30 protein-coding genes and 1 pseudogene are annotated in these 24292 nt (G+C 38.7%); 28 read left to right on the plus strand and 3 right to left on the minus strand.

Features of this window, described 5'->3' with window-relative positions; genetic code table 11:
• Nucleotides 1-150: 150 nt before the first annotated feature.
• The 14 genes from QZ114_RS03520 to dnaJ all read left to right on the plus strand — a co-directional run bounded on the left by QZ114_RS03520 (nt 151) and on the right by dnaJ (nt 13220).
• Nucleotides 151-1365: a pyridoxal phosphate-dependent aminotransferase gene (locus tag QZ114_RS03520; RefSeq protein ID WP_000666462.1), complete on the plus strand. Its 1215-nt coding sequence runs from the start codon at nt 151-153 to the stop codon at nt 1363-1365.
• Between the two features lie 402 nt (nt 1366-1767).
• Nucleotides 1768-2967, plus strand: a complete 1200-nt coding sequence (locus tag QZ114_RS03525; protein WP_295499750.1) for a phosphoglycerate kinase — start codon at nt 1768-1770, stop codon at nt 2965-2967.
• A gap of 135 nt (nt 2968-3102) precedes the next feature.
• Complete coding sequence (locus QZ114_RS03530) at nt 3103-3630, plus strand: aromatic acid exporter family protein (RefSeq protein WP_000119911.1); 528 nt, start codon at nt 3103-3105, stop codon at nt 3628-3630.
• A gap of 76 nt (nt 3631-3706) precedes the next feature.
• On the plus strand, nt 3707-4063 hold the full coding sequence (gene glnR / locus QZ114_RS03535; protein ID WP_000659548.1) for a transcriptional repressor GlnR: 357 nt from the start codon (nt 3707-3709) through the stop codon (nt 4061-4063).
• Nucleotides 4064-4099: 36 nt separating this feature from the next.
• The gene (gene glnA, locus QZ114_RS03540; RefSeq protein WP_295499753.1) at nt 4100-5446 is read left to right on the plus strand and encodes a type I glutamate--ammonia ligase; all 1347 of its coding nucleotides are present in this window, start codon (nt 4100-4102) and stop codon (nt 5444-5446) included.
• A 112-nt stretch (nt 5447-5558) separates the two neighbouring features.
• Nucleotides 5559-5879, plus strand: coding sequence for a PadR family transcriptional regulator (locus QZ114_RS03545; protein ID WP_295499755.1), 321 nt, complete (start codon nt 5559-5561; stop codon nt 5877-5879).
• Nucleotides 5879-6454, plus strand: coding sequence for a DUF2812 domain-containing protein (locus QZ114_RS09830; RefSeq protein ID WP_366926342.1), 576 nt, complete (start codon nt 5879-5881; stop codon nt 6452-6454). The genes QZ114_RS03545 and QZ114_RS09830 overlap by 1 nt, the downstream gene beginning before the upstream one ends.
• A 34-nt stretch (nt 6455-6488) precedes the next feature.
• Complete coding sequence (locus QZ114_RS03555; protein ID WP_295499757.1) at nt 6489-7001, plus strand: DUF2812 domain-containing protein; 513 nt, start codon at nt 6489-6491, stop codon at nt 6999-7001.
• A gap of 160 nt (nt 7002-7161) precedes the next feature.
• Nucleotides 7162-8196, plus strand: a complete 1035-nt coding sequence (gene hrcA, locus QZ114_RS03560) for a heat-inducible transcriptional repressor HrcA (protein ID WP_295499759.1) — start codon at nt 7162-7164, stop codon at nt 8194-8196.
• 26 nt (nt 8197-8222) lie between these two features.
• Nucleotides 8223-8747: a nucleotide exchange factor GrpE gene (grpE, locus tag QZ114_RS03565; protein WP_000046041.1), complete on the plus strand. Its 525-nt coding sequence runs from the start codon at nt 8223-8225 to the stop codon at nt 8745-8747.
• Between the two features lie 256 nt (nt 8748-9003).
• Nucleotides 9004-10827 (plus strand): molecular chaperone DnaK, encoded by a 1824-nt coding sequence (gene dnaK / locus QZ114_RS03570; protein ID WP_295499763.1) that lies wholly within the window; start codon nt 9004-9006, stop codon nt 10825-10827.
• Between the two features lie 12 nt (nt 10828-10839).
• Nucleotides 10840-11193 (plus strand): hypothetical protein, encoded by a 354-nt coding sequence (locus QZ114_RS03575; protein WP_295499765.1) that lies wholly within the window; start codon nt 10840-10842, stop codon nt 11191-11193.
• Between the two features lie 59 nt (nt 11194-11252).
• Entirely contained in the window at nt 11253-11885 is a 633-nt protein-coding gene (locus QZ114_RS03580) for a DJ-1/PfpI family protein (protein ID WP_295499768.1), read from the plus strand.
• Nucleotides 11886-12083: 198 nt separating this feature from the next.
• Nucleotides 12084-13220, plus strand: a complete 1137-nt coding sequence (dnaJ, locus tag QZ114_RS03585; RefSeq protein ID WP_261026197.1) for a molecular chaperone DnaJ — start codon at nt 12084-12086, stop codon at nt 13218-13220.
• A gap of 395 nt (nt 13221-13615) precedes the next feature.
• On the opposite strand, the gene QZ114_RS03590 is transcribed toward dnaJ, so the two are convergent.
• Both QZ114_RS03590 and QZ114_RS03595 read right to left on the minus strand, forming a co-directional pair.
• The gene (locus QZ114_RS03590; protein ID WP_295499771.1) at nt 13616-13903 is read right to left on the minus strand and encodes a hypothetical protein; all 288 of its coding nucleotides are present in this window, start codon (nt 13901-13903) and stop codon (nt 13616-13618) included.
• A gap of 9 nt (nt 13904-13912) precedes the next feature.
• Entirely contained in the window at nt 13913-14323 is a 411-nt protein-coding gene (locus QZ114_RS03595; RefSeq protein WP_295499773.1) for an HIT family protein, read from the minus strand.
• Nucleotides 14324-14390: 67 nt separating this feature from the next.
• Between QZ114_RS03595 and QZ114_RS03600 the strand changes: the two genes are divergently transcribed.
• Together QZ114_RS03600 and QZ114_RS03605 are read left to right on the plus strand one after the other, a co-directional pair.
• Nucleotides 14391-15122 carry an ABC transporter ATP-binding protein gene (locus QZ114_RS03600; RefSeq protein WP_295499775.1) on the plus strand — a complete coding sequence of 244 codons (732 nt, stop codon included), beginning with the start codon at nt 14391-14393 and terminating at the stop codon, nt 15120-15122.
• Nucleotides 15119-16168: an ABC transporter permease gene (locus QZ114_RS03605; RefSeq protein ID WP_295499777.1), complete on the plus strand. Its 1050-nt coding sequence runs from the start codon at nt 15119-15121 to the stop codon at nt 16166-16168. Before QZ114_RS03600 ends, QZ114_RS03605 begins: the two co-directional genes overlap by 4 nt.
• 60 nt (nt 16169-16228) lie before the next feature.
• Here QZ114_RS03605 and QZ114_RS03610 read toward each other — a convergent pair whose 3' ends face one another.
• On the minus strand, nt 16229-16558 hold the full coding sequence (locus QZ114_RS03610; RefSeq protein ID WP_295499779.1) for a helicase BlpT: 330 nt from the start codon (nt 16556-16558) through the stop codon (nt 16229-16231).
• A gap of 295 nt (nt 16559-16853) precedes the next feature.
• Here QZ114_RS03610 and QZ114_RS03615 point away from each other — a divergent pair, with 295 nt between their 5' ends.
• From QZ114_RS03615 to blpZ, 12 genes and pseudogenes are all read left to right on the plus strand, one after another.
• Complete coding sequence (locus QZ114_RS03615; RefSeq protein WP_295499781.1) at nt 16854-17591, plus strand: LytTR family DNA-binding domain-containing protein; 738 nt, start codon at nt 16854-16856, stop codon at nt 17589-17591.
• Nucleotides 17592-17604: 13 nt separating this feature from the next.
• Complete coding sequence (locus tag QZ114_RS03620; protein ID WP_295499783.1) at nt 17605-18954, plus strand: sensor histidine kinase; 1350 nt, start codon at nt 17605-17607, stop codon at nt 18952-18954.
• A 68-nt stretch (nt 18955-19022) separates the two neighbouring features.
• Nucleotides 19023-19379, plus strand: a complete 357-nt coding sequence (locus QZ114_RS09835) for a hypothetical protein (protein WP_366926340.1) — start codon at nt 19023-19025, stop codon at nt 19377-19379.
• 482 nt (nt 19380-19861) lie between these two features.
• The gene (locus QZ114_RS03625; RefSeq protein ID WP_004269601.1) at nt 19862-19981 is read left to right on the plus strand and encodes a PncF family bacteriocin immunity protein; all 120 of its coding nucleotides are present in this window, start codon (nt 19862-19864) and stop codon (nt 19979-19981) included.
• A 452-nt stretch (nt 19982-20433) separates the two neighbouring features.
• Nucleotides 20434-20838, plus strand: a complete 405-nt coding sequence (locus tag QZ114_RS03630) for an immunity protein (protein ID WP_295499786.1) — start codon at nt 20434-20436, stop codon at nt 20836-20838.
• 674 nt (nt 20839-21512) lie between these two features.
• Nucleotides 21513-21944 carry a CPBP family intramembrane glutamic endopeptidase gene (locus QZ114_RS03635; protein ID WP_295499788.1) on the plus strand — a complete coding sequence of 144 codons (432 nt, stop codon included), beginning with the start codon at nt 21513-21515 and terminating at the stop codon, nt 21942-21944.
• Between the two features lie 58 nt (nt 21945-22002).
• Nucleotides 22003-22406 (plus strand): annotated as a pseudogene (locus QZ114_RS03640) (immunity protein).
• A 127-nt stretch (nt 22407-22533) separates the two neighbouring features.
• Complete coding sequence (locus tag QZ114_RS03645) at nt 22534-22761, plus strand: bacteriocin class II family protein (RefSeq protein WP_084887559.1); 228 nt, start codon at nt 22534-22536, stop codon at nt 22759-22761.
• Nucleotides 22762-22775: 14 nt separating this feature from the next.
• Nucleotides 22776-23096 (plus strand): hypothetical protein, encoded by a 321-nt coding sequence (locus tag QZ114_RS03650; protein ID WP_000645118.1) that lies wholly within the window; start codon nt 22776-22778, stop codon nt 23094-23096.
• A 59-nt stretch (nt 23097-23155) separates the two neighbouring features.
• Entirely contained in the window at nt 23156-23530 is a 375-nt protein-coding gene (locus tag QZ114_RS03655; protein WP_295500261.1) for an immunity protein, read from the plus strand.
• 82 nt (nt 23531-23612) lie between these two features.
• Nucleotides 23613-23996 (plus strand): immunity protein, encoded by a 384-nt coding sequence (locus QZ114_RS03660; RefSeq protein ID WP_295499792.1) that lies wholly within the window; start codon nt 23613-23615, stop codon nt 23994-23996.
• A gap of 36 nt (nt 23997-24032) precedes the next feature.
• Nucleotides 24033-24281, plus strand: coding sequence for an immunity protein BlpZ (gene blpZ / locus QZ114_RS03665; RefSeq protein ID WP_295499794.1), 249 nt, complete (start codon nt 24033-24035; stop codon nt 24279-24281).
• The last annotated feature ends 11 nt before the right edge of the window (nt 24282-24292 follow it).

Consider the following 24292-nt stretch of genomic DNA (forward strand, 5'->3'; position numbering starts at 1 on the left):
GGCAAAATACCTGCTATCTCCCCTGTCTTGACCTCGCTTTTAGTGAGGTTTTTCTTCTATAGGAATCTAGTAACACATTTCAGCAAACTTGTCGCATTCTCTTTCTAATGGTATAATGTTACTATCATCCCGAAGAATTGAGGAAACAAGATGAAAGAATATAACAAGTCTAGTAAGTTAGAGCATGTTGCTTATGATATCCGTGGTCCTGTTTTGGAAGAAGCCATGCGGATGCGAGCAAACGGAGAAAAGATTTTACGTCTGAATACAGGAAATCCAGCAGAATTTGGCTTTACAGCGCCAGATGAAGTCATTCATGACTTGATTATGAATGCGCGTGATAGTGAAGGTTATTCTGACTCTAAAGGGATTTTCTCGGCCCGTAAGGCTATCATGCAGTATTGCCAATTGAAGAAATTTCCAAATGTAGATATTGATGATATTTACCTTGGAAATGGTGTCAGTGAGTTGATTGTCATGTCTATGCAGGGACTTTTGGACAATGGAGATGAGGTCTTGGTACCTATGCCAGACTATCCTCTCTGGACAGCGGCTGTCAGTCTAGCTGGAGGAAATGCCGTTCACTATATCTGTGATGAAGCTGCCGAATGGTACCCAGATATTGACGATATCAAGTCAAAAATCACTTCCAATACCAAGGCCATCGTCCTTATCAATCCAAATAACCCAACTGGAGCCCTTTATCCTAAGGAACTCTTGTTGGAGATTATTGAGATTGCCCGTCAAAATGATTTGATTATCTTTGCGGATGAAATTTACGACCGCATGGTCATGGATGGACATGTGCATACGCCTGTGGCTAGCTTGGCACCAGATGTCTTCTGTGTCAGCATGAATGGTCTATCAAAATCCCACCGTATCGCTGGTTTCCGTGTAGGTTGGATGGTCTTGTCTGGACCTAAGACACATGTCAAAGGCTATATCGAAGGGCTCAATATGCTGTCCAATATGCGTCTTTGTTCCAATGTTTTGGCCCAGCAGGTTGTACAAACTTCACTTGGAGGTCATCAGTCAGTCGATGAATTGCTCCTTCCAGGTGGCCGCATTTACGAGCAAAGAAATTTTATCTACAATGCCATTCAAGAGATTCCAGGATTGTCTGCAGTAAAGCCTAAGGCAGGACTCTATATCTTCCCTAAAATCGACCGCAACATGTACCGTATCGATGATGATGAGCAGTTTGTTTTGAATTTCTTGAAACAGGAAAAGGTTCTCTTGGTTCATGGTCGAGGCTTTAACTGGCAGGAACCAGACCACTTCCGTATCGTTTACCTTCCTCGTGTCGATGAGCTAGCCCAAATCCAAGAAAAGATGACTCGATTCCTGAAACAGTATCGCAGATAAGGACTAAGCTCTATTTTAATCTTAATTTGTATAGATAAAAAATAGTTTTTGGATAACAACTGATATGTCCTCAAAAGTTAGAGTTTAGTCTCTGATTTTTAGCTTACATGTCAGTTTTTATTTGATTTTTGAAGATAAAGCAAGTCTCCCTAGCTAGTCAATAAGGATATTTTCATAAATGATAGGCTTTTCCAATGAAATAGATGATCTATGGTAAGAAGTACTGACATCAATAAAGTTGTTGTTCATTTGCTTTTTAGCCGGTATTTATAATTTTATTCTAGAATATTTAAATCGGCTAAAATTTAATTTAAATATTGAAAAATATTGTGAAATCTTTCCTTATATCAATAAAGTGTGATATAATAGTTTCGAATAAAATAAATTAAGGAGTCTTTCCAAATGGCAAAATTGACTGTTAAAGACGTTGAGTTGAAGGGGAAAAAAGTCCTCGTTCGTGTTGACTTCAACGTTCCTGTAAAAGATGGCGTGATTACAAACGACAACCGTATCACTGCAGCTCTTCCAACTATCAAGTACATTCTTGAACAAGGTGGACGTGCTATCCTCTTCTCTCACCTTGGCCGTGTTAAAGAAGAAGCTGATAAAGCTGGTAAATCACTTGCTCCTGTAGCTGCTGACTTGGCTGCTAAATTAGGTCAAGATGTTGCTTTCCTTCCAGGCGTTACTCGTGGTGCTGAATTGGAAGCTGCAATCAATGCTCTTGAAGATGGACAAGTTCTTTTGGTTGAAAACACTCGTTATGAAGATGTTGACGGCAAGAAAGAATCTAAGAACGACCCTGAACTTGGTAAATACTGGGCATCACTTGGAGATGGTATCTTCGTAAACGATGCATTCGGTACAGCTCACCGTGCACACGCATCTAACGTTGGTATCTCAGCAAACGTTGAAAAAGCAGTTGCTGGTTTCCTTCTTGAAAACGAAATTGCCTACATCCAAGAAGCCGTTGAAGCTCCAGAACGTCCATTCGTAGCGATCCTTGGTGGTTCAAAAGTTTCAGACAAGATCGGTGTTATCGAAAACTTGCTTGAAAAAGCTGATAAAGTGCTTATCGGTGGTGGTATGACTTACACATTCTACAAAGCACAAGGTATTGAAATCGGTAACTCACTTGTAGAAGAAGACAAATTGGATGTTGCGAAAGCTCTCCTTGAAAAGGCAAACGGTAAATTGATCTTGCCAGTTGATTCAAAAGAAGCTAACGCATTTGCTGACTACACTGAAGTGCGTGACACTGAAGGTGAAGCAGTTTCTGAAGGCTTCCTTGGTCTTGACATCGGTCCAAAATCTATCGCTAAATTTGACGAAGCTTTGACTGGTGCCAAAACAGTTGTATGGAACGGACCTATGGGTGTATTTGAAAATCCAGACTTCCAAGCTGGAACAATCGGTGTAATGGACGCTATCGTGAAACAACCAGGCGTTAAATCAATCATCGGTGGTGGTGACTCAGCTGCCGCAGCGATTAACCTTGGCCGTGCAGACAAGTTCTCATGGATCTCTACAGGCGGAGGCGCTTCAATGGAGCTTCTCGAAGGTAAAGTATTGCCAGGACTTGCAGCCTTGACAGAAAAATAAGATTTTATAAATGAATCAAAGAAGAGAGGAATGAAAGTTCCTCTTTTCTTTTACTTAAAATAAAAACGCTTCCTCTCAACTATTGCTCATAAAAATCACCGATTTATGATAAAATGGAAATAGAAAGTTGAGATTATGAGTTATTTTAAAAAATATAAATTCGATAAATCCCAGTTTAAACTTGGTATGCGAACCTTTAAAACAGGTATAGCTGTTTTTCTAGTTCTCTTGATTTTTGGCTTTTTTGGCTGGAAAGGTCTTCAAATCGGTGCTTTGACAGCTGTTTTTAGTCTGAGGGAGAGCTTTGATAAGAGTGTCCATTTTGGAACTTCGCGTATTCTAGGAAATAGTATCGGTGGCTTCTATGCTCTGGTCTTCTTCCTATTAAATGGCTTTTTCCATGAAGCTTTTTGGGTAACTTTAGTAGTTGTTCCAATCTGCACCATGTTAACCATTATGACAAATGTAGCTATGAATAACAAAGCAGGGGTTATTGGTGGTGTAGCAGCCATGTTAATCATTACCCTATCGATTCCGAGCGGAGAGACAATTTTGTACGTGTTTGCGCGTGTATCGGAAACTTTTATGGGAGTTTTTGTTGCAATTTTGGTAAATTACGATATTGACCGCATTCGTCTCTTTTTAGAAAAAAAAGAAAAATAATGTTATATTTTATAACATTATCGATTGACGGATAAATTTTTTTAGACTATAATAGACAGAAAGAAGGAAATTGTAAATGAAGGAAAAAGAATTTCGCCGAAATATGGCTGTTTTTCCTATCGGCAGTGTTATGAAGTTGACCGATCTCTCGGCGCGTCAGATTCGCTATTATGAAGATCAAGAGTTGATTAAACCTGATCGTAACGAAGGAAACCGTCGCATGTATTCTTTAAATGACATGGATCGTCTGCTTGAAATCAAAGATTATATCTCTGAGGGCTACAATATCGCTGCTATTAAGAAAAAATATGCTGAACGTGAGGCGAAATCCAAGAAAGCGGTGAGTCAGACTGAGGTGCGTCGTGCACTTCACAATGAACTCCTCCAACAGGGTCGCTTTGCTTCAGTACGGTCACCTTTTGGTCGCGGTTAGGCAACCGCAAGTAGTCATACATTAAGGAGAAAACTCATGCCAATCACAGCTGCAGATATTCGTCGTGAAGTCAAGGAAAAAAATGTTACCTTTATCCGTCTCATGTTTTCAGATATTCTCGGAACCATGAAAAACGTCGAAATTCCTGCTACAGATGAACAATTAGATAAAGTCTTGTCAAACAAGGCTATGTTCGATGGATCTTCTATTGAAGGTTTTGTACGTATAAATGAGTCAGATATGTACTTGCACCCAGACTTGGACACTTGGACAGTCTTCCCTTGGGGGGATGAAAACGGAAGTGTTGCAGGTTTGATCTGTGATGTCTATACAACTGAAGGTCTTCCATTTGCAGGTGATCCTCGTGGAAACCTCAAACGTGCTCTTAGTCACATGGAAGAAGTAGGATTCAAATCCTTCAACCTTGGTCCAGAACCAGAGTTCTTCCTATTTAAACTAGATGAAAATGGAGATCCAACTCTTGAAGTGAATGACAAGGGTGGCTACTTTGATTTAGCGCCTACTGACCTTGCGGACAATACACGTCGTGAGATTGTGAATGTCTTGACCAAAATGGGATTTGAAGTAGAAGCGAGTCACCACGAGGTTGCAGTTGGACAACATGAGATTGACTTCAAGTACGATGAAGTCCTCCGTGCCTGTGATAAGATTCAAATCTTTAAGCTCGTTGTTAAAACCATTGCTCGTAAACATGGCCTTTATGCAACCTTTATGGCCAAACCAAAATTTGGTATTGCTGGATCAGGTATGCACTGTAATATGTCCTTGTTTGATGCAGAAGGAAATAATGCCTTCTTTGATCCAAATGATCCAAAAGGAATGCAGTTGTCAGAAACTGCCTACTATTTCCTTGGCGGTTTGATCAAGCATGCCTACAACTATACTGCTATCATGAACCCAACAGTTAACTCATACAAACGTTTGGTTCCAGGTTATGAAGCGCCTGTTTACATTGCTTGGGCTGGCCGTAACCGTTCGCCACTTGTGCGCGTGCCTGCTTCACGTGGTATGGGAACTCGTCTTGAGTTGCGTTCAGTGGATCCAATGGCTAACCCATACATTGCTATGGCGGTTCTGTTAGAAGTTGGTTTGCATGGTATTGAAAACAAAATCGAAGCACCAGCTCCTATTGAAGAAAATATCTACATCATGACAGCAGAAGAGCGTAAGGAAGCTGGTATTACAGATCTTCCATCAACTCTCCACAACGCTTTGAAGGCTTTGACAGAGGATGAGGTTGTTAGAGCGGCTCTTGGAGAGCATATCTATACTAGCTTCCTTGAAGCCAAACGAATCGAATGGGCAAGTTATGCAACCTTCGTTTCACAATGGGAAATTGATAACTATTTAGATCTTTACTAATATAGAAGAAAGATTGCCTAAGGGCGGTCTTTTTTCTTGTATTTTATATCGAGTTATGATATATTTTGTATAACGAAGTACGATACATCTAACTGCATAGGAGGTGGTAAAAATGGAATTAACAGATAAGGTTCGTCGAGTTTATCTTCCGATGACGGAAACAGGATTTTATATCTTATTCTGTCTACAAAAGGAAGGTCATGGTTATAGTATTACGCAAAAGGTCAAGGATATGACAGATTCGCAAGTCTTGATTGGTCCTGGAACTATGTATGGAACCTTGTCAAAGATGGAAAAGGACGGCTTGATTTCCTTTGTCCGTGAAGAGGAGAAGCGTAAAATCTATCAGATTACAGACTTGGGACGCAAAGTCTTAGATATTGAATTGAAACGTATTGAACGACTCTACAGAAATAGTAGGGAGGAAGGATGATGGAAAAGAAGGTTGTTTATAGAATTGCTACCATTGTGGATTATGACAGAGAGGCTTTATATCTTAGGAAAATGCATGCTGAAGGCTGGAAACTTAAGGAAGTAAGCTACTCTAACCTAGTAGTTGCGGTTAAGTATACTTTTGAAAAGTGTCAACCGGAGCAGATGTCGTATCAGTTGGACTTTTATCCTATGAAAAAATCAGAGAGAGCCTCCTATTTACAACTATTTAAAGACTGTGGCTGGGAGCATATTACAGATTTTAATGGATTTTCCTACTTTAGAAAGCTTCATTCTGGAATTGAATCGGATACTGAGTTTGAAATCTATAATGACGCTGCTGGGAAATTGGCTATGGTCAAACGGATTTTAACAATGCGGATGCTTCCTATTTTGCTTCTCTTTTCAGCTCTACTACCGGTTTTCTCAAAGTTTGTCAGTGGAGGTAGTTCTTTCAGTTGGGAAATGTTTTTGATTGTCATAATAGATTGGGTTTTATTGATAGTTTTTGCGATTCAGATTTCTTATATTTTTTGGAAGTTGTTTCAAAAGTGGAAAGAATTATCTGATAAATGAAACAATGCCTATTTTCTAATTTGGAGGTCAGACAATGAAAAGTAAACTACAATTTCGGATTTTCACTATTCTTGATTTGGACAAGGAAGAAGAATATTTACATGAGATGCATTTGAAAGGTTGGAGGTATAGGACTAGTCGTTTTGGTTTTTTCTATTTTGACCAATGTCAACCAGATGATATCATCTACCGTATCTATGATTCTAGATTTCTTAAAAAGTATAAGTATGAACTGCAAGATTTTCGAAATAGAGGTTGGGAATTGATAGAAACAGGGTTTTGTTCAATTCTTCATAAATCATCTTCTGATTTACTTACGGAGGATCAAGTCTATATGAGTAAGGATCTCAGATGGGAAGTTATGCGATATAGACTTCGTTCATGTACAGCTACTTTCTTAGGTGGTCTTGTTGTTTGTATGAGTTTATTTAGAGAAGATCTTTCTATGTCTTTCTTTATCATTTTTGCCCTATATGCTCTCATGATTTCTTATCTAATCTATGGTTATTTCAGATTAAAAAGGAAATACCGAGTAGATGAATGGTAAGGTTCTAGGTCTTTAGACTAATTTTTAGCACTCTTAATAAAAGAGTGCTAAATTTTTGAGTTTTTGTCTTGACATTCTCTTTTAAGGGTGTATAATAGAATCATAAGTTAGCACTTGAGTGTATCGAGTGCTAATCGATCAGACAGAGAGGAGTGATGAGATGGTTACAGAGCGTCAGCAGGATATTTTAAATCTGATTATTGACATCTTTACCAAAACGCACGAACCTGTCGGATCCAAAGCCTTGCAAGAGTCTATTAACTCTAGCAGTGCTACCATTCGTAATGACATGGCGGCTCTAGAAAAGCAAGGATTGCTTGAAAAGGCGCATACTTCAAGTGGTCGGATGCCAAGTGTTGCTGGTTTTCAGTACTATGTAAAACACTCACTGGATTTTGACCGACTGGCTGAAAATGAGGTATATGAGATTGTCAAAGCCTTTGATCAGGAATTCTTCAAATTGGAGGATATTCTGCAAGAGGCTGCTAGTCTACTGACAGACTTGAGTGGCTGTACGGTAGTAGCACTGGATGTTGAGCCGAGCAGGCAACGTTTGACAGCCTTTGATATCGTTGTTCTGGGGCAACATACAGCCTTGGCAGTATTTACCCTAGACGAGTCGCGAACAGTTACCAGTCAGTTTCTGATTCCAAGGAACTTCTTGCAGGAGGATTTGCTGAAACTGAAGAGCATCATTCAGGAACGTTTCCTCGGCCACACCGTTCTAGATATTCACTACAAGATTCGGACGGAGATTCCGCAGATTATCCAGCGTTACTTTACAACGACGGATAATGTTATCGATCTCTTTGAACATATTTTTAAAGAAATGTTCAACGAAAATATTGTGGTGGCAGGCAAGGTTAATCTCTTGAATTTTGCCAATCTAGCAGCTTATCAGTTCTTTGACCAGCCGCAAAAGGTGGCTCTGGAGATTCGTGAGGGGTTGCGTGAAGATCAGATGCAAAACGTCCGTGTTGCAGACAGTCAAGAGTCCTGTCTAGCTGACCTAGCGGTGATTAGTAGCAAGTTCCTGATTCCTTATCGGGGAGTTGGAATTCTAGCGATTATTGGTCCGGTCAATCTGGATTACCAACAGCTAATCAACCAAGTCAATGTGGTCAACCGTGTTTTGACCATGAAGTTGACAGATTTTTACCGCTACCTCAGCAGTAATCATTACGAAGTACATTAAGATTGAAATCATTAAAGGAGGCGAAAATGGCCCAAGATATAAAAAATGAAGAAGTAGAAGAAGTTCAAGAAGAGGAAGTTGTGGAAACGGTAGAAGAAACGACTCCTGAGAAGTCTGAGTTGGACTTGGCAAATGAACGTGCAGATGAGTTCGAAAACAAATACCTTCGCGCTCATGCAGAAATGCAAAATATCCAACGACGTGCCAATGAAGAGCGTCAAAACTTGCAACGTTATCGTAGCCAGGACTTGGCAAAAGCGATTCTCCCTTCTTTGGACAACCTTGAGCGTGCACTCGCGGTTGAAGGTTTGACAGATGATGTGAAGAAGGGCTTGGAAATGGTGCAAGAAAGCTTGATTCACGCTTTGAAAGAAGAAGGAATCGAAGAAATTACAGCTGACGGTGAATTTGACCATAACTACCATATGGCCATCCAAACTCTCCCAGCAGACGATGAACACCCAGCAGATACCATCGCCCAAGTTTTCCAAAAAGGCTACAAACTCCATGACCGCATCCTACGCCCAGCAATGGTAGTGGTCTATAACTAGTTTAGAAAACTTGACAAAATTTGTCCGAAACGACACTAAACTATGAAGAAAGATAAAAAAGTAGTTCAACTTTGCAATAGTGAGCGAAGCGAACCAAAGACGATACTCTTCGCCGTGGCGCTATTTGCGCAAACTTTGAGACCTTAGGCTCAAAGTTTAGTCAAAGAGATTGACGAAGTCAAGCTCTGACGGCGCCGTCACCTAAGAAGAGTATCAAAAAGAAAAATAGAAAATTAACAAACAAGGAGAAAGACACATGTCTAAAATTATCGGTATTGACTTAGGTACAACAAACTCAGCAGTTGCAGTTCTTGAAGGAACTGAATCAAAAATCATCGCAAACCCAGAAGGGAACCGTACAACTCCATCTGTAGTCTCATTCAAAAACGGCGAAATCATCGTCGGTGATGCTGCAAAACGTCAAGCAGTTACAAACCCAGATACAGTCATCTCTATCAAATCTAAAATGGGAACTTCTGAAAAAGTTTCTGCTAACGGAAAAGAATACACTCCACAAGAAATCTCAGCTATGATTCTTCAATATTTGAAAGGCTACGCTGAAGACTACCTTGGTGAAAAAGTAACCAAAGCAGTTATCACAGTTCCTGCTTACTTTAACGATGCTCAACGTCAGGCAACTAAAGACGCTGGTAAAATCGCTGGTCTTGAAGTAGAACGTATCGTCAACGAACCAACTGCAGCCGCTCTTGCTTACGGTTTGGACAAGACTGACAAAGAAGAAAAAATCTTGGTATTTGACCTTGGTGGTGGTACATTCGACGTCTCTATCCTTGAATTGGGTGACGGTGTCTTCGACGTATTGTCAACTGCAGGGGACAACAAACTTGGTGGTGATGACTTTGACCAAAAAATTATCGACCACTTGGTAGCAGAATTCAAGAAAGAAAACGGTATTGACTTGTCTACTGACAAGATGGCTGTTCAACGTTTGAAAGATGCGGCTGAAAAAGCTAAGAAAGACCTTTCTGGTGTAACTTCAACACAAATCAGCTTGCCATTTATCACTGCTGGTGAGGCTGGACCTCTTCACTTGGAAATGACTTTGACTCGTGCTAAATTTGACGATTTAACTCGTGACCTTGTAGAACGTACAAAAGTTCCAGTTCGTCAAGCCCTTTCAGATGCAGGTTTGAGTTTGTCAGAAATCGACGAAGTGATCCTTGTTGGTGGTTCAACTCGTATCCCAGCCGTTGTAGAAGCTGTTAAGGCTGAAACTGGTAAAGAACCAAACAAATCAGTAAACCCTGATGAAGTTGTTGCTATGGGTGCTGCTATCCAAGGTGGTGTCATTACTGGTGATGTTAAAGACGTTGTCCTTCTTGATGTAACACCATTGTCACTTGGTATCGAAACAATGGGTGGTGTCTTCACAAAACTCATCGACCGCAACACTACTATTCCAACATCTAAATCACAAGTCTTCTCAACTGCGGCAGACAACCAACCAGCCGTCGATATCCATGTTCTTCAAGGTGAACGCCCAATGGCAGCAGATAACAAGACTCTTGGACGCTTCCAATTGACAGATATCCCAGCCGCACCTCGTGGAATTCCTCAAATCGAAGTAACATTTGACATCGATAAGAATGGTATCGTGTCTGTTAAAGCCAAAGACCTTGGAACTCAAAAAGAACAAACAATTGTGATTCAATCGAACTCAGGTTTGACTGACGAAGAAATTGATCGCATGATGAAAGATGCAGAAGCAAATGCTGAAGCAGATAAGAAACGTAAAGAAGAAGTTGACCTTCGTAACGAAGTAGACCAAGCAATCTTTGCGACTGAAAAGACAATCAAGGAAACTGAAGGCAAAGGCTTCGACACAGAACGTGACGCTGCCCAAGCTGCCCTTGATGATCTTAAGAAAGCTCAAGAAGACAACAACTTGGACGAAATGAAAGCAAAACTTGAAGCATTGAACGAAAAAGCTCAAGGACTTGCTGTTAAACTCTACGAACAAGCCGCCGCAGCCCAACAAGCTCAAGCAGGAGCAGAAGGCGCACAAGCAACAGGAAACGCAGGCGATGACGTCGTAGACGGAGAGTTTACTGAGAAGTAAGGGGCTAGTGTTATGAGTGTTAATAAAAATAATCTTTCTGACATTGCAGATTATCATGAAAAGATAGAGTTTTTTGAAGAATTATTTAATTTGCATTGTAATTCAACAGAAATGATGGTAACTGTGGAAAGAAATGGAAATGTCATTTATAAAGAATTTACAGAAGTAGCTGTTGGTAAGAGTAAATATGACTACACTTCTGTGTTTAAAGATGTTATGATTGACTTTTCAGATCATATACGTCAGGAGTTAGATCTATATAAAACACAAGACCCACACTATAATAAATTTGAATTTGATTTGGCTAAAAGGTCTTTGAAGATTACTACTAGAGATAATACAATAATTTTTATTTCAAAGGAATAATCTAACCACAGAGGTTGCAACCCAGCCTCTGTTTTTCGGTAAAATAGAGGATGTTGCGTATGAAAAAAGTACTTTGTATCATTTATCCTAATTTTTCTCTTTATGAGATAACCACTTTAACGAGTACTTTAGCTCTGTCTTTTGAAATCACGATTGATTATGTCGCTTCTGAGAATTCGATGGTGGTCTCTGAGGATGGTTTGTCCTGTCAACCGACGAAAACATTGGATCAGATCTGTATAGAAGATTATTCTTGTGTGATTTTGCCAGGAATGGTAAATATAGGTCCTGCTCTACAAGATGAGAAATTGATCTCGTTTTTGAGAAGTCTTAATGAGCAAGATATCCTAATTGCAGCCATTTCTTCAGCGCCCCTTTTATTGGCGAAAGCAGGCTTGTTGAACAATACGAAATTTACAGGTGGAATTTGGCAAAACTTCTTTGACTATTTTGAATTTCTTCCACGTGAGAATTTCCAACCGAAAGTCCTTGTCCAAGATAAACAAATCATTACGGCTATCGGTTTTGCACATCAAGAGTTTGCAAGAAAAGTGATTTTCAGTTTAGGGTTGGCAGAGAATACGGACAATTATTTTAAAGAACAGAACGAGTATGCTGAAGAGGATTTGATATTTACTCTATCAGATGAAGAGTTTTATCAAGTGAAGCAGAGTATAGAAAATACCCTCTAAAGATTTACATGAAAATTATAGAAAGGAACAAGGGTGTTCAGGGAATTGAACACGGGTTCCCAAATTTCTTACTCAATATAAAAGAAAGGAAATGAACCCGACCTAAATTCTCGGAAAAAAGATAAATCTGCCTAGGAGCATCGCTCCAGCGTCAGATTTCCTATTTTTCAGTCGAATTTTACGGTCTTGGTATCTTGTATGAACAATACTGAATTTTATGATCGTCTGGGGGTGTCAAAAAACGCTTCGGCAGACGAGATCAAAAAGGCTTATCGTAAGCTTTCGAAAAAATATCACCCAGATATCAATAAGGAGCCTGGTGCTGAGGAAAAATACAAGGAAGTTCAGGAAGCCTATGAGACTTTGAGTGACGACCAAAAACGGGCTGCCTATGACCAATATGGTGCTGCGGGTGCTAACGGTGGCTTTGGTGGTGCTGGTGGTTTCGGCGGTTTCAATGGGGCAGGTGGCTTCGGTGGTTTTGAGGATATTTTCTCAAGTTTCTTCGGCGGAGGCGGTGCATCACGCAATCCAAATGCTCCTCGTCAAGGGGATGACCTCCAGTATCGTGTGAACTTGACCTTTGAAGAAGCTATCTTCGGAACTGAGAAGGAAGTTAAGTATCATCGTGAAGCTGGCTGTCGTACATGTAATGGATCAGGTGCTAAGCCAGGAACAAGTCCAGTCACTTGTGGACGCTGTCATGGCGCTGGTGTCATTAACGTCGATACGCAGACTCCGCTTGGCATGATGCGTCGCCAAGTAACCTGTGATGTCTGTCACGGTCGCGGAAAAGAAATCAAAGATCCATGTACAACCTGTCACGGAACAGGGCATGAAAAACAAGCCCATAGCGTACATGTCAAAATTCCTGCTGGTGTGGAAACAGGTCAACAAATTCGCCTAGCAGGTCAAGGTGAAGCTGGATTTAATGGTGGACCTTATGGTGACTTGTATGTAGTGGTTTCTGTGGAAGCCAGCGACAAGTTTGAACGTGAAGGAACGACTATCTTCTACAATCTCAACCTCAACTTTGTCCAAGCAGCTCTTGGTGACACAGTTGATATCCCAACTGTTCACGGTGATGTTGAATTGGTTATCCCAGAGGGCACTCAGACTGGTAAGAAATTCCGCCTACGTGGCAAAGGAGCTCCGAGCCTTCGTGGAGGTGCAGTTGGTGACCAATATGTTACAGTTAATGTTGTAACACCGACAGGCTTGAACGACCGTCAAAAAGCAGCCCTTAAAGAGTTCGCAGCTGCAGGTGATTTAAAAGTCAATCCAAAGAAAAAAGGTTTCTTTGACCATATTAAAGATGCCTTTGATGGAGAATAAAGTAAAAAGAGCCGTCGGGCTCTTTTTACTTTATAGATTTTTTAAGACTTTCCTTAAGTAATGACGGACGGTAGCGACCTTCTTCGAAGTTCCATACCTAAACTTTGAGCCCAGGTCTCAAAGTTTCCTAACACCTGAAACCAAACTATTTCAGGTGTTTTCATTACGGTGGAAAGTCTGGGAAAGTATTTGATTTATACTCAATGAAAATCAAAGAGAAAACTAGGAAACTAGCCGCATGCTGTACTTGAGTATGGCAAGGCGACGTTGACGCGGTTTGAAGAGATTTTCGAAGAGTATTAGTTGTGAAATAGTGAATGAGTTACCTGAATTATGATGTATAGTTGATGGGATATAACCTGTTTACGTTTTAAAAAAGAGCCGACTGGCTCTTTTTACTTATCTTCAATTTCCTGTGTTTCTTTTATCACAGCTAGTCTAGTCTGGATATCCTTTTCTAAGACTTTAAATTTGTAAGTAAGGTCTTTTTGGTATTCCTGAATGACTTCTTTTTGTTGGTTAATAACCTGTAAGCTGTTTTGAATGATGGCTAGGTCGTCCTTTATTGCTTCAATACGGTCAGTTGTATCTAAGACTTCATCTGTGATAGCTTGGCGATTTTTTGTGACCAGATAACTTCCGGCTACAGCTCCTGCAAATAGCAGTAGATTGGATAATTTCATGGTAACTCCTTAGGCGTTTTTGATAGTTTCAGCGACTTGAGCAAGTTTGTCAAAGTCTGGTTCGTGAGAGATAAAGTCTAGTTTGAGGTCATCTTCTGCACCGTAACGAGGTACAAGGTGTACGTGGGTGTGAAAGACGGTTTGACCAGCGACTTCTTCACAGTTGGAGATAATATTCATGCCAGCGGCCTTGGTTGCTTTCATAACTTTTTGAGCCACCTGTGGAACTTGGGCAAAGAGCTGGCTAGCGCTAGTAGCGTCCATTTCTAAAAGATTGCGATAGTGTTGTTTAGGAACGATTAAAGTATGTCCTGGTGTTACTTGAGAAATATCCAGAAAGGCGAGTACCTGCTTGTCTTCGTATACTTTTGAAGCAGGGATTTCTCCTGCTATGATTTTACAAAAAATGCAATCTGACATAAAATCTACCTCTACTGTCTTGAATTTTGATATAATATAGCTACATTATACCAGATTTGGAGAAAATATGTTAGAAATTAAAAACCTGACAGGTGGCTATTTCCATGTCCCTGTCTTGAAAGATGTATCCTTTACCGTTGAAAGTGGGCAGTTGGTCGGTTTGATTGGTCTTAATGGTGCAGGGAAATCGACGACTATCAATGAGATTATCGGTCTGTTGACACCCTACAGTGGCTCCATCAATATCAATGGCCTGACCCTGCAAGGAGATGCGACTAGCTACCGCAAGCAGATTGGTTACATTCCTGAGACGCCTAGTCTGTATGAGGAATTGACCCTCAGAGAGCATATCGAAACGGTTGCTATGGCTTATGGTATTGAGCAAAATGTAGCTTTTGATCGAGTAGAACCTTTGTTAAAAATGTTCCGTCTGGAGCAGAAGTTAGATTGGTTTCCTGTTCATTTTTCCAAAGGGATGAAGCAGAAGGTTATGATTATCTGTGCTTTTGTGGTGGATCCAAGTCTATTTATCGTGGATGAGCCTTTCCTTGGTCTTGATCCGTTGGCTATTGCAGACTTGATTCAACTTTTGGAAGTGGAAAAGCAAAAGGGTAAGTCCATTCTAATGAGTACTCACGTCTTAGATTCGGCGGAGAAGATGTGTGATGCCTTTGTCATTCTTCACAAGGGAGAGGTGCGTGCCAAGGGGAATCTCCTGCAACTGCGCGAAGCCTTTGATATGCCTGAGGCTAGTTTGAATGATATTTACTTGGCTCTGACCAAAGAGGAGGAGCTATGAAAGACTTGTTTTTAAAGAGAAAGCAGGCTTTTCGTAAGGAGTGTCTTGGTTATTTGCGCTATGTTCTCAATGACCACTTTGTCTTGTTCCTGCTTGTCCTGCTGGGCTTTCTAGCCTACCAGTACAGTCAACTCTTGCAAGATTTTCCTGAAAATCATTGGCCTATCCTTTTATTTGTAGGAATTACCTCTGTTTTACTTTTGCTTTGGGGAGGAATTGCCACCTATATGGAGTCTCCAGACAAGCTCTTTCTCTTAGTTGGAGAAGAGGAAGTCAAGTTCCATCTCAAGCGTCAAACTGGCATTTCCCTAGTCTTTTGGCTCTTTGTCCAGACCCTTTTCTTGCTGTTATTTGCGCCCTTATTTTTGGCAATGGGTTATGACTTGCCTGTTTTTCTGGTCTATGTGCTTTTGTTTGGGTTAGGTAAATATTTCCTTTTTCGTCAAAAGGCCAGCAAGTTTTTTACTGAAACTGGACTGGACTGGGACTATGTTATTTCTCAAGAAAGCAAGCGTAAGCAAGTCTTGCTTCGTTTCTTTGCCCTCTTTACGCAGGTCAAGGGGATTTCAAACAGCGTTAAGCGTCGTGCCTATCTGGACTTTATCCTAAAGGCTGTTCAGAAGGTGCCTGGAAAGATTTGGCAAAATCTCTATTTGCGTTCTTATCTGCGAAATGGAGATCTCTTTGCCCTCAGTCTTCGTCTGCTCCTACTTTCCTTGCTGGCGCAGGTCTTTATCGAGCAAGCTTGGATTGCGACAGCAGTGGTGGTTCTCTTTAACTACCTCCTGCTCTTCCAGTTACTGGCCCTCTATCATGCCTTTGACTACCAGTATTTGACCCAACTCTTTCCGCTGGACAAGGGGCAAAAGGAAAAAGGTTTACAGGCTGTAGTCCGAGGATTGACCAGTTTTGTTTTACTTGTGGAATTAGTTGTCGGGTTGATTACCTTCCAAGAAAAACTAGCCCTTCTAGCCTTACTGGGAGCTGGTTTGGTTTTACTAGTCTTGTACCTACCTTATCAGGTAAAACGTCAGATGCAGGACTAATATTGCTTATATGATATTAAAAAGAAGTTGAGTTCAGTCTGTCTCAACTTCTTTTATTTTCTACAGGATAATGGTTGGTCCGTAGAGACTCAACTTTGTCTTGACTTGGTCAAAGTGGAAGCGGTCATAGGCCCGCCAAGCGGCGCGAGTAGGAGCATCTGGATTGAGGGCGCTGAGTCCCATGAGAAGACTGGAAGTCTGGTAAAATTTTTCCAGTTCAATCAAGACTCGATTATCCACTGTTTCAGCCTTGGCTAGAAAGCCAAGAATAGAGTTTAATTGCTCCTGAAAGCGGACGTCGTCAGCGCTTGTCTGTTTGCATGCTTGATAGGCTTTGTTTAAGTCAGTAATCAAAGTCTGAGCTCTTTTGATAGGGTTTGTATCTGTCATGAGAATTCCTCCTTTAATCTGGGTGCCAGTCTTGTTTCTAGCAACTGTGTTTTGATACTGTCAGTCTATCATTTTTATCTCCTTTTTCACCATAAAATCTTTAATTGCCCTTGAAATTTCCTGAATGGTACTGTTAAAATTTTATGATAAAATAGTGGTAAGATTATCATGCTTATTTGAGGAACAAGATACCCTTCAGGAGCGTTAAAGGCCTGTTTAGGATTTGGTGGGCTTGTATCAAAGTATTTTTGCTATTCTCTTTTTAGGAAGAAATTGAAACAAGGAGAGTAAGAAGATGAGGATATTTGTTTTAGAAGATGATTTTTCCCAACAGACTAGGATTGAAACGACGATTAAGAAACTTTTAAAAGGACATCAGATTATTCCCAGCTCTTTTGAGGTCTTTGGGAAGGCAGACCAACTGCTGGCAGAGGTGCATGAGAAGGGCGCCCATCAGCTATTCTTTTTGGATATTGAGATTCGAAATGAGGAGATGAAGGGGCTGGAAGTAGCTAGAAAGATTCGGGATCGAGACCCCTATGCCCTGATTGTCTTTGTGACGACTCACTCGGAGTTTATGCCCCTGTCCTTTCGCTACCAAGTGTCTGCTCTGGACTATATTGATAAGGCTCTTTTGGCAGAGGAGTTTGAATCTCGTATCGAGACAGCCCTCCTCTATGCCAATGGTCAAGACAGTAAAAGTCTAGCTGAAGATTGCTTTTATTTTAAATCAAAATTTGCTCAATTCCAGTATCCTTTTAAAGAGGTTTACTATCTCGAAACGTCACCCAGAGCCCATCGCGTCATTCTCTATACCAAGACAGACAGGTTGGAATTTACAGCGAGTTTAGAGGAGGTTTTCAAGCAGGAGCCCCGTCTCTTGCAGTGCCACCGCTCTTTTCTCATCAATCCTGCCAATGTGGTTCGTTTGGATAAGAAAGAAAAACTTCTTTATTTTCCTAATGGTGGAAGCTGTATGATAGCGCGTTATAAGGTCAGGGAAGTGTCTGAGGCTATCAATAACTTGCACTGAGTGAGGTAATGTAATGGAAATAGTTTGGAAGATAGTATATTCATTTTTGATAGTTGGATTGGAATTGTTTATATTTTTTAAGGTGGATGGAATTGTTCTAACTCTGGAGAGATTTTTTAAAGCTTTTCTTTTTAAGTTACTTTTAGCAGTCGTTTTTGTAACGATTAACTATATAGTAGGAAATACTTACCTATCTTATTTTACGGAACCCTTGTACGGTATAGGCTTGTCTTTCTTATTGTTAAGAGGGCTTCCTAAAAAACTCCTTTTCTTTTATGGTCTCTTTCCAATGATATTGGTGAATCTCTTTTATAGAGGTATTTCTTATTTTGTGCTTCCATTTTTGGGACAAGGGCAAGTACATGATAATTACTCTTTGATTTGGTTGTGTATAATAATTTTCAATTTCTTCATTTCCCTAGCCTTTTTGAAATGGTTGGACTATGATTTCACTAACTTGAGAAGGGAGATTCTAGATAAAGCTTTTCAAAAGTCCCTGACTACGATTAACTGGATAATGGGGGCTTACTATCTAGTGATGCAAAGTCTGTCTTTCTTTGAATATGAACAAGGTATTCAATCAACGACTGTTCGCCATCTCATCCTAGTCTTTTACCTACTCTTTTTTATGGGGATTATCAAGAAATTGGATACCTATTTGAAGGACAAACTCCATGAGAGACTGGACCAAGAGCAGGCCTTGCGCTATAGAGATATGGAACGCTATAGTCGGCATATAGAGGAACTTTACAAGGAAGTACGGAGTTTTCGCCATGATTACACCAACCTCTTGACTAGTTTACGTCTGGGTATTGAAGAGGAGGATATGGAGCAGATAAAAGAGGTTTACGACTCGGTCTTAAAGGATTCTAGTGAAAAATTGCAGGACAATAAATATGACCTTGGACGACTCGTGAATATTCGTGACCGTGCCCTCAAAAGTCTTCTAGCAGGGAAATTTCTAAAAGCCAGAGATAAGAACATAGTCTTTAATGTCGAAGTTCCTGAGGAGATTCAGGTTGAGGGGATGAGCCTACTTGATTTTCTAACCATTGTGTCTATCCTTTGTGACAATGCTATTGAAGCCAGTGCAGAGGCCAGTCAACCTCATGTTTCAATCGCCTTTTTAAAAAATGGAGCACAGGAGACCTTTATCATTGAAAACTCCATCAAAAAAGAGAGCATAGATATTTCTGAAATCTTCTCCTTTGGAGCCAGTTCTAAAGGGGAGGAGAGAGGAGTTGGTCTCTATACTGTCATGAAGATTGTCGAAAGTCATCCTAATACCAGTCTAAATACCACCTGTCAAAATCAAGTCTTTCGTCAGGTTTTAACGGTTCACTCGATGTCGGTTGATGATTAGAAGACTTGTGGAAAGAAGTACTGCCTGCAGTCATCAATTAAAATACTATAGTATGTGAGGTATCATAAATGAATAAGAAATCCTTTTTTATCATCTGTTCTACGTTGATCATAGCTTCGAATCTTCTCATGATTTCCGTGGTGAACAAGGGAGAAGAAACGGGGGGCAATCTGTTTGTGATTGCTATAGCCTGTGTTTTGCTACCAGCCTTTTTATATGCAGTTGAAAACCAACTGACTTCATTGATAAGAGTAGAATCAATACTTCTGATTCAGTTGACAGTTATATCTCTACTCCGTCTTATCAACAGAATATGGAGTACGCCTGAAATTCTCAACATTATCATTACCCTCCTATTTTTGGCAAGTGGGACAGCTGCTATCCTTGTTGCGATTATGAGAATATATAAGAACATACGGAAGTGAGGGTGAGTAGTTTTCTATTTTGTATTTTCACATTGTTAAGTTCCCCTAGGGCAAGTATGTTTTTCATGCTTGCTTTTTAAATTTTTACAATTCAAGATGTTTTGATGACCATTCGTGATTTGAGTGATTTTGTAAGCTTAAATAAGGTAAGATAAAACTAACAAATGTAAAGGGGTATTTTTATGAAAGATATATTCTATATTATTCTCTTCACCTTTCAAACCTATCTTATTTATCTATCTTTAAGTATCTCTGATAAAAAACAAAGAATCATTGAATTAACATCATTGAATTGTTTTGTCATATTATTTCTAATCTATGATAAATTAATTTTTCTTTTTATTGCCTATATTTTTTTGATAATTTTTATATTAAACTTGTTCCGTGACTGAAAAGTGATGTATTATGTGAATATAAAAACAATGTTACAATTGGCTATTATGGTTGCTTAAAGACTTGAACTTGTGTACTTGGAGGTAATTATGGATTTCAAAAGTTTTCTTATTGTTTTTGTTGTTGGTATGTTTGTTTCTTTTATTACTTCTTTAATTAGGGAAAAATTTTTAAAATCTCCAAAGAAGAATAAAGATAGATCTAATTAGATAAAAAGATTTTTATCGCTAGTTTAATCTACAGGGGAGTTTCTTTAATATTGTTTCGCCTGTCAAAATGATATGTGATAGCAGGATAAAAAATCTACAAATTAAGTTGGTATCAATATGGTGTAAAGGGCAAGTATGTTTTTCATGCTTGCTTTTTTTAATTTTTTACAATTCAAGATGTTTTGATGACCATTTGTGATTTGAGTGTTCCAAGGTCAAAATGAGTGCTATACTGGCAGTGTAAAGGTTGTAGCTAAACTAATATAAAGCATACATTTAGGAGGAAATCTTATGAAGAGAAAAATATTTATTATTTTAACCTTGTATCTGATCATGTCCATCTTTCTTTATCCACTTAGGGAAAGTATTTGGTATCATCTATTTTATACTATAGCCTATATGATTGCGGCTATGATCTATTTTGCTTTATCTAAAAAGAAAGGAGCAAAGAAATGAAAACGTTTCTTGCTAAAAAACGGAACATCTTCCTTGCAAGATTGTTCCTAGGTCAGTTGCCCTTGCTTGTCTCTACTTATCTATTTCTATCTCGTCAGTTTTTAAATTTTTCCTTAGTCCTCCAATTTCTTTTAGTGGTTATTAACTTGGCTTCTATTTTGGTTACTGTTTACTTCACTAGGGAAATGAGGATAAGAGAGTTTGAAGATGATGATTTGGTTAGTCCTAGAACCAATCAACTTATGTTCATTGGTTTGACAGGTTTTATGTCTATTATATGTTTGTATAGAGGGATAACAGCAGGAGAATTCTACCAACAATTAATTGCCTATATTGGCGCTATTCTCTGCTTGCTTATTATGCTTCTACTCATTTGGGGCTTGAAGTATTATAAAAAGTAGGGGCTAATGAAGTTTTTGCAATTTAAGATTAGGATGAAAAAAATTAATAAACAGTAATACTAAACTTGTCAAAGTTGCAACAGGACAAAAAAGAAATGTATCAATCTTACAGGTTTTATTCATAGTAAATACTTATAAAAGTATATTGTATGAACCAGATTAGAGTGTATATCAATTTTGCAAAATGGGGGTGGGGACTTGATGAAATTTCAAAACTGTATTTCGCAATTTGGCCTATGTTTATTTGGTCTGTACATAGTTGTAGAGCATCAGGATTTATTAAACTTTATTATTGGAGGTGTGTTAATTATTACTTCCATTATATCGTGTCATGTTAATTATAAGAAATACAAAAGGAGAAAAAATGATTGATTTAGCAAATCTACAAACAGGGGACAATGCTAAAAAATCATCTAGACATTAAAGAAAGGATAAACTATGAAAAACATAAGTTCTATCTTTATAAAAGTGCTGACTTGATTTTTACTTACTTTTGCTATTCAAGTTGTACCATTATCTGTTGTTAGACGATTTTATGACGGAGTGATGGGAGAAGTATTCGGTGTTGGTGTCTACTTTTTATCTTTCTTTATATGTTTAACAATTATTGTATATCTTGTTAAGAGATGGGGGACGAGACTACTTTAGATCGCTTACCAATCAAGTGGGTAGAATTGAGATGGATTATTTTTGCTTATCTAGCTAATCTAATTTTAGTAGTTGGTTTTATATTTTTTACTACCGTCCTTGGAAAAGCCCACGATAACACAAGTTCTTTGAGTTTTTTTCAACATTTTGAAACTAGTGGTTTCTTTTATACAGTTCTATTTTGGTTGTCAACTGCTTTTACTCAACCTCTTTTGGAGGAGATGCTCTTTAGAGGAATCATTTTAGGAACTTTAGAAAAATATTCTCCTATTTTTGCTGTTTTTCTTTCAGCTGTTCTTTTTGGATTTGCTCATGATGGAGAGATTATTTCTCAGCATCTTGTGACAGGACTTGTATTGGGTTGTCTTTATATAAAGCAAAGAAATCTATATTCCTGTGTAGTTGTACATGGCTTAATGAATGCTACTATTACGTGTCTCTTTTTTCTGGCTACTTAAGTTGAACAGGTGAGTATGTGTCGTTCTTTGTCTGATAGTATATGAAAGGAGCAAAGAAATGAAAACTTTTCTTGCTAAAAAACGGAACATCTTCCTTGCGAGATTGTTCCTAGGTCAGTTGCCCTTACTTGTATCCACTTATCTATTTCTATCTCGTCAGTTTTTAAATTTTTCCTTAGTCCTCCAATTTCTTTTAGTGGTTATTAACTTGGCTTCTATTTTGGTCACTGTTTACCTCACTAGGGAAATGAGGATAAGAGAATTTGAAGATGATGATTTGGTTAGTCCTAGAACCAATCAACTTATGTTTATCGGTTTGACAGGTTTTATGTCTATTATCTGTTTGTATAGAGGTATCACAGCAGGAGAATCTTACAACAACTAATTGCTTATATTGGATCTATTCTCTGCTTGCTTATCATGCTTCTACTCATTTGGGGTTTGAAGTATTATAAAAAGTAGGGGCTAATGAAGTTTTTACAATTTAAGATATCTAGATGACAATTCAAGATTTGGATGAAAAATTTTAAAAAACAATGATAGACTAAATTGGTGAAAGTTGCAACAAAACAAAAAAGTAGTATTTGTTATGAATATAAAAATGATGGAACAATTTGAGATTATGGATACTGATATGCTTGCTTGCGTTGAAGGTGGTTTTGGAGGTTGGGGAGATATGCTTTCTGCTTTATTGGGTGGGCTAGCACTGTCTCCAACTTTGGATCAATTAAATGGTAAGTGGCCTATTATACATCCTTCAAAACCATGTAGTCCTTATGGTATAGGGGGAACTCCAAACTCATGTAATGGTATTTAAAAAGGATTGAAGCTATGAAGGCAAAATATGGGAATCAAATTGTTGATGTTTGGGAAATTGGTCAAGCAACTCCTAAACCAAGTTGGGTAGAGGAAGCTTTTCAAAAAAATTATATGGTTTGGTTGGATAATCATGTGCGCATTCTAATGGCAGGTCTTAACACTTCTCTCGCAACGAATATCAAGTTTGGTTTAGTTGGAACAGTTGGAGGAGGATTCGCTGGTTATGGGATGTATGTTCTTGGTTATCCAGGTGATTATATAGATATCACCAATCATAGAGTTGTTTCTGCTAAAACATTTCACAAAAGTTATCAAATTTTAGAAAATGATTAGATATCATTTAATTGTAATTGAGAAAGCTATGAAAAAAATATTTTTTTAAAAAACGGAACATCTCCCTTGCGAGATTGTTCCTAGGGCAGTTGCCCTTACTTGTCTCTACTTATCTGTTTCTAGCTCGTCAGTTTTTAAATTTTTCCTTGGTTTTCCAATTTCTTTTAGTGGTTATTAACTTGGTTTCTATTTTGGTCACTGTTTACTTCACTAGGGAAATGAGGATAAGAGAATTTAAAGATGATGATTTGGTTAGTCCTAGAACCAATCAACTCATGTATATCGGTTTGACAGGCTTTATGTCTATTATTTGTTTGTATAGAGGTATCACAGCAGGAGAATTCTATCAGCAATTGATTGCCTACATTGGTGCTATTCTCTGCTTGATCATCATGCTTCTGCTCATGTGGGGCTTGAAGTATTATAAAAAGTAGCTTTCTTTCCTCTTTTATCAGGATATTTGAGTAGAAGACTCTATTAAAAAGTTCGTGAAATAAATGAATGGAGGTATTTAATATGAAATACAGATTATTTCTTGTTATTTTCTTGAGTAGTATGTTGAATATTCTTTTAGGGACATTTTTACAAATCTCTAATGTATCGATTGGGTGGCTGGTTCTCTACAGTGGCTTGTTTGAAGCAGGAGTTTTTCTTCTTACCAATAAAGGGGTGACGGTACAAATCAAGGAGGCAGACATTAAAAACCGTTTTAAATTTATTTTTGGAAAAACGATATGGTTTCAAATTCTTTTGCTCATCTTTTTGATGGTCAAACTTTATCTTGGTTTGGATGTGAGGTTGATTTTATTCTATGGACATATTTTCATTGTCTTTAATGCTTTAATATATCTATTATCTAGTAGTCGGGTTAGTCTTAAAAAGAGCAAACTGTCTTCTTAATCTTGCAGCAGTAGAGCTTGACAAGAGGAGGTCATCATGCATAAACACTTATTTTTCCTAGATTCCAAAACCTTAGACTGGTTGACACCTGATATTCTGGTCTTGGCTTCTGACACCATTGCCTTTAATGTTTTTGTGCTAACCTTTGTATCTGTTGTGGCCTTTTATTTCCTAAATCCCATGCTATCTTTAATGGCTATCTTCTTAGGGGGTGGTTATGTGGTCGTATTTTGGTTACTCAAATGGTTTGTTTTGGAAAGGCTAGAACTAAAGAATGACGTGTAGGGAAGTCTGTT

Origin of the sequence: uncultured Streptococcus sp., assembly GCF_901875575.1 — a bacterium.
Lineage (GTDB): Bacteria > Bacillota > Bacilli > Lactobacillales > Streptococcaceae > Streptococcus.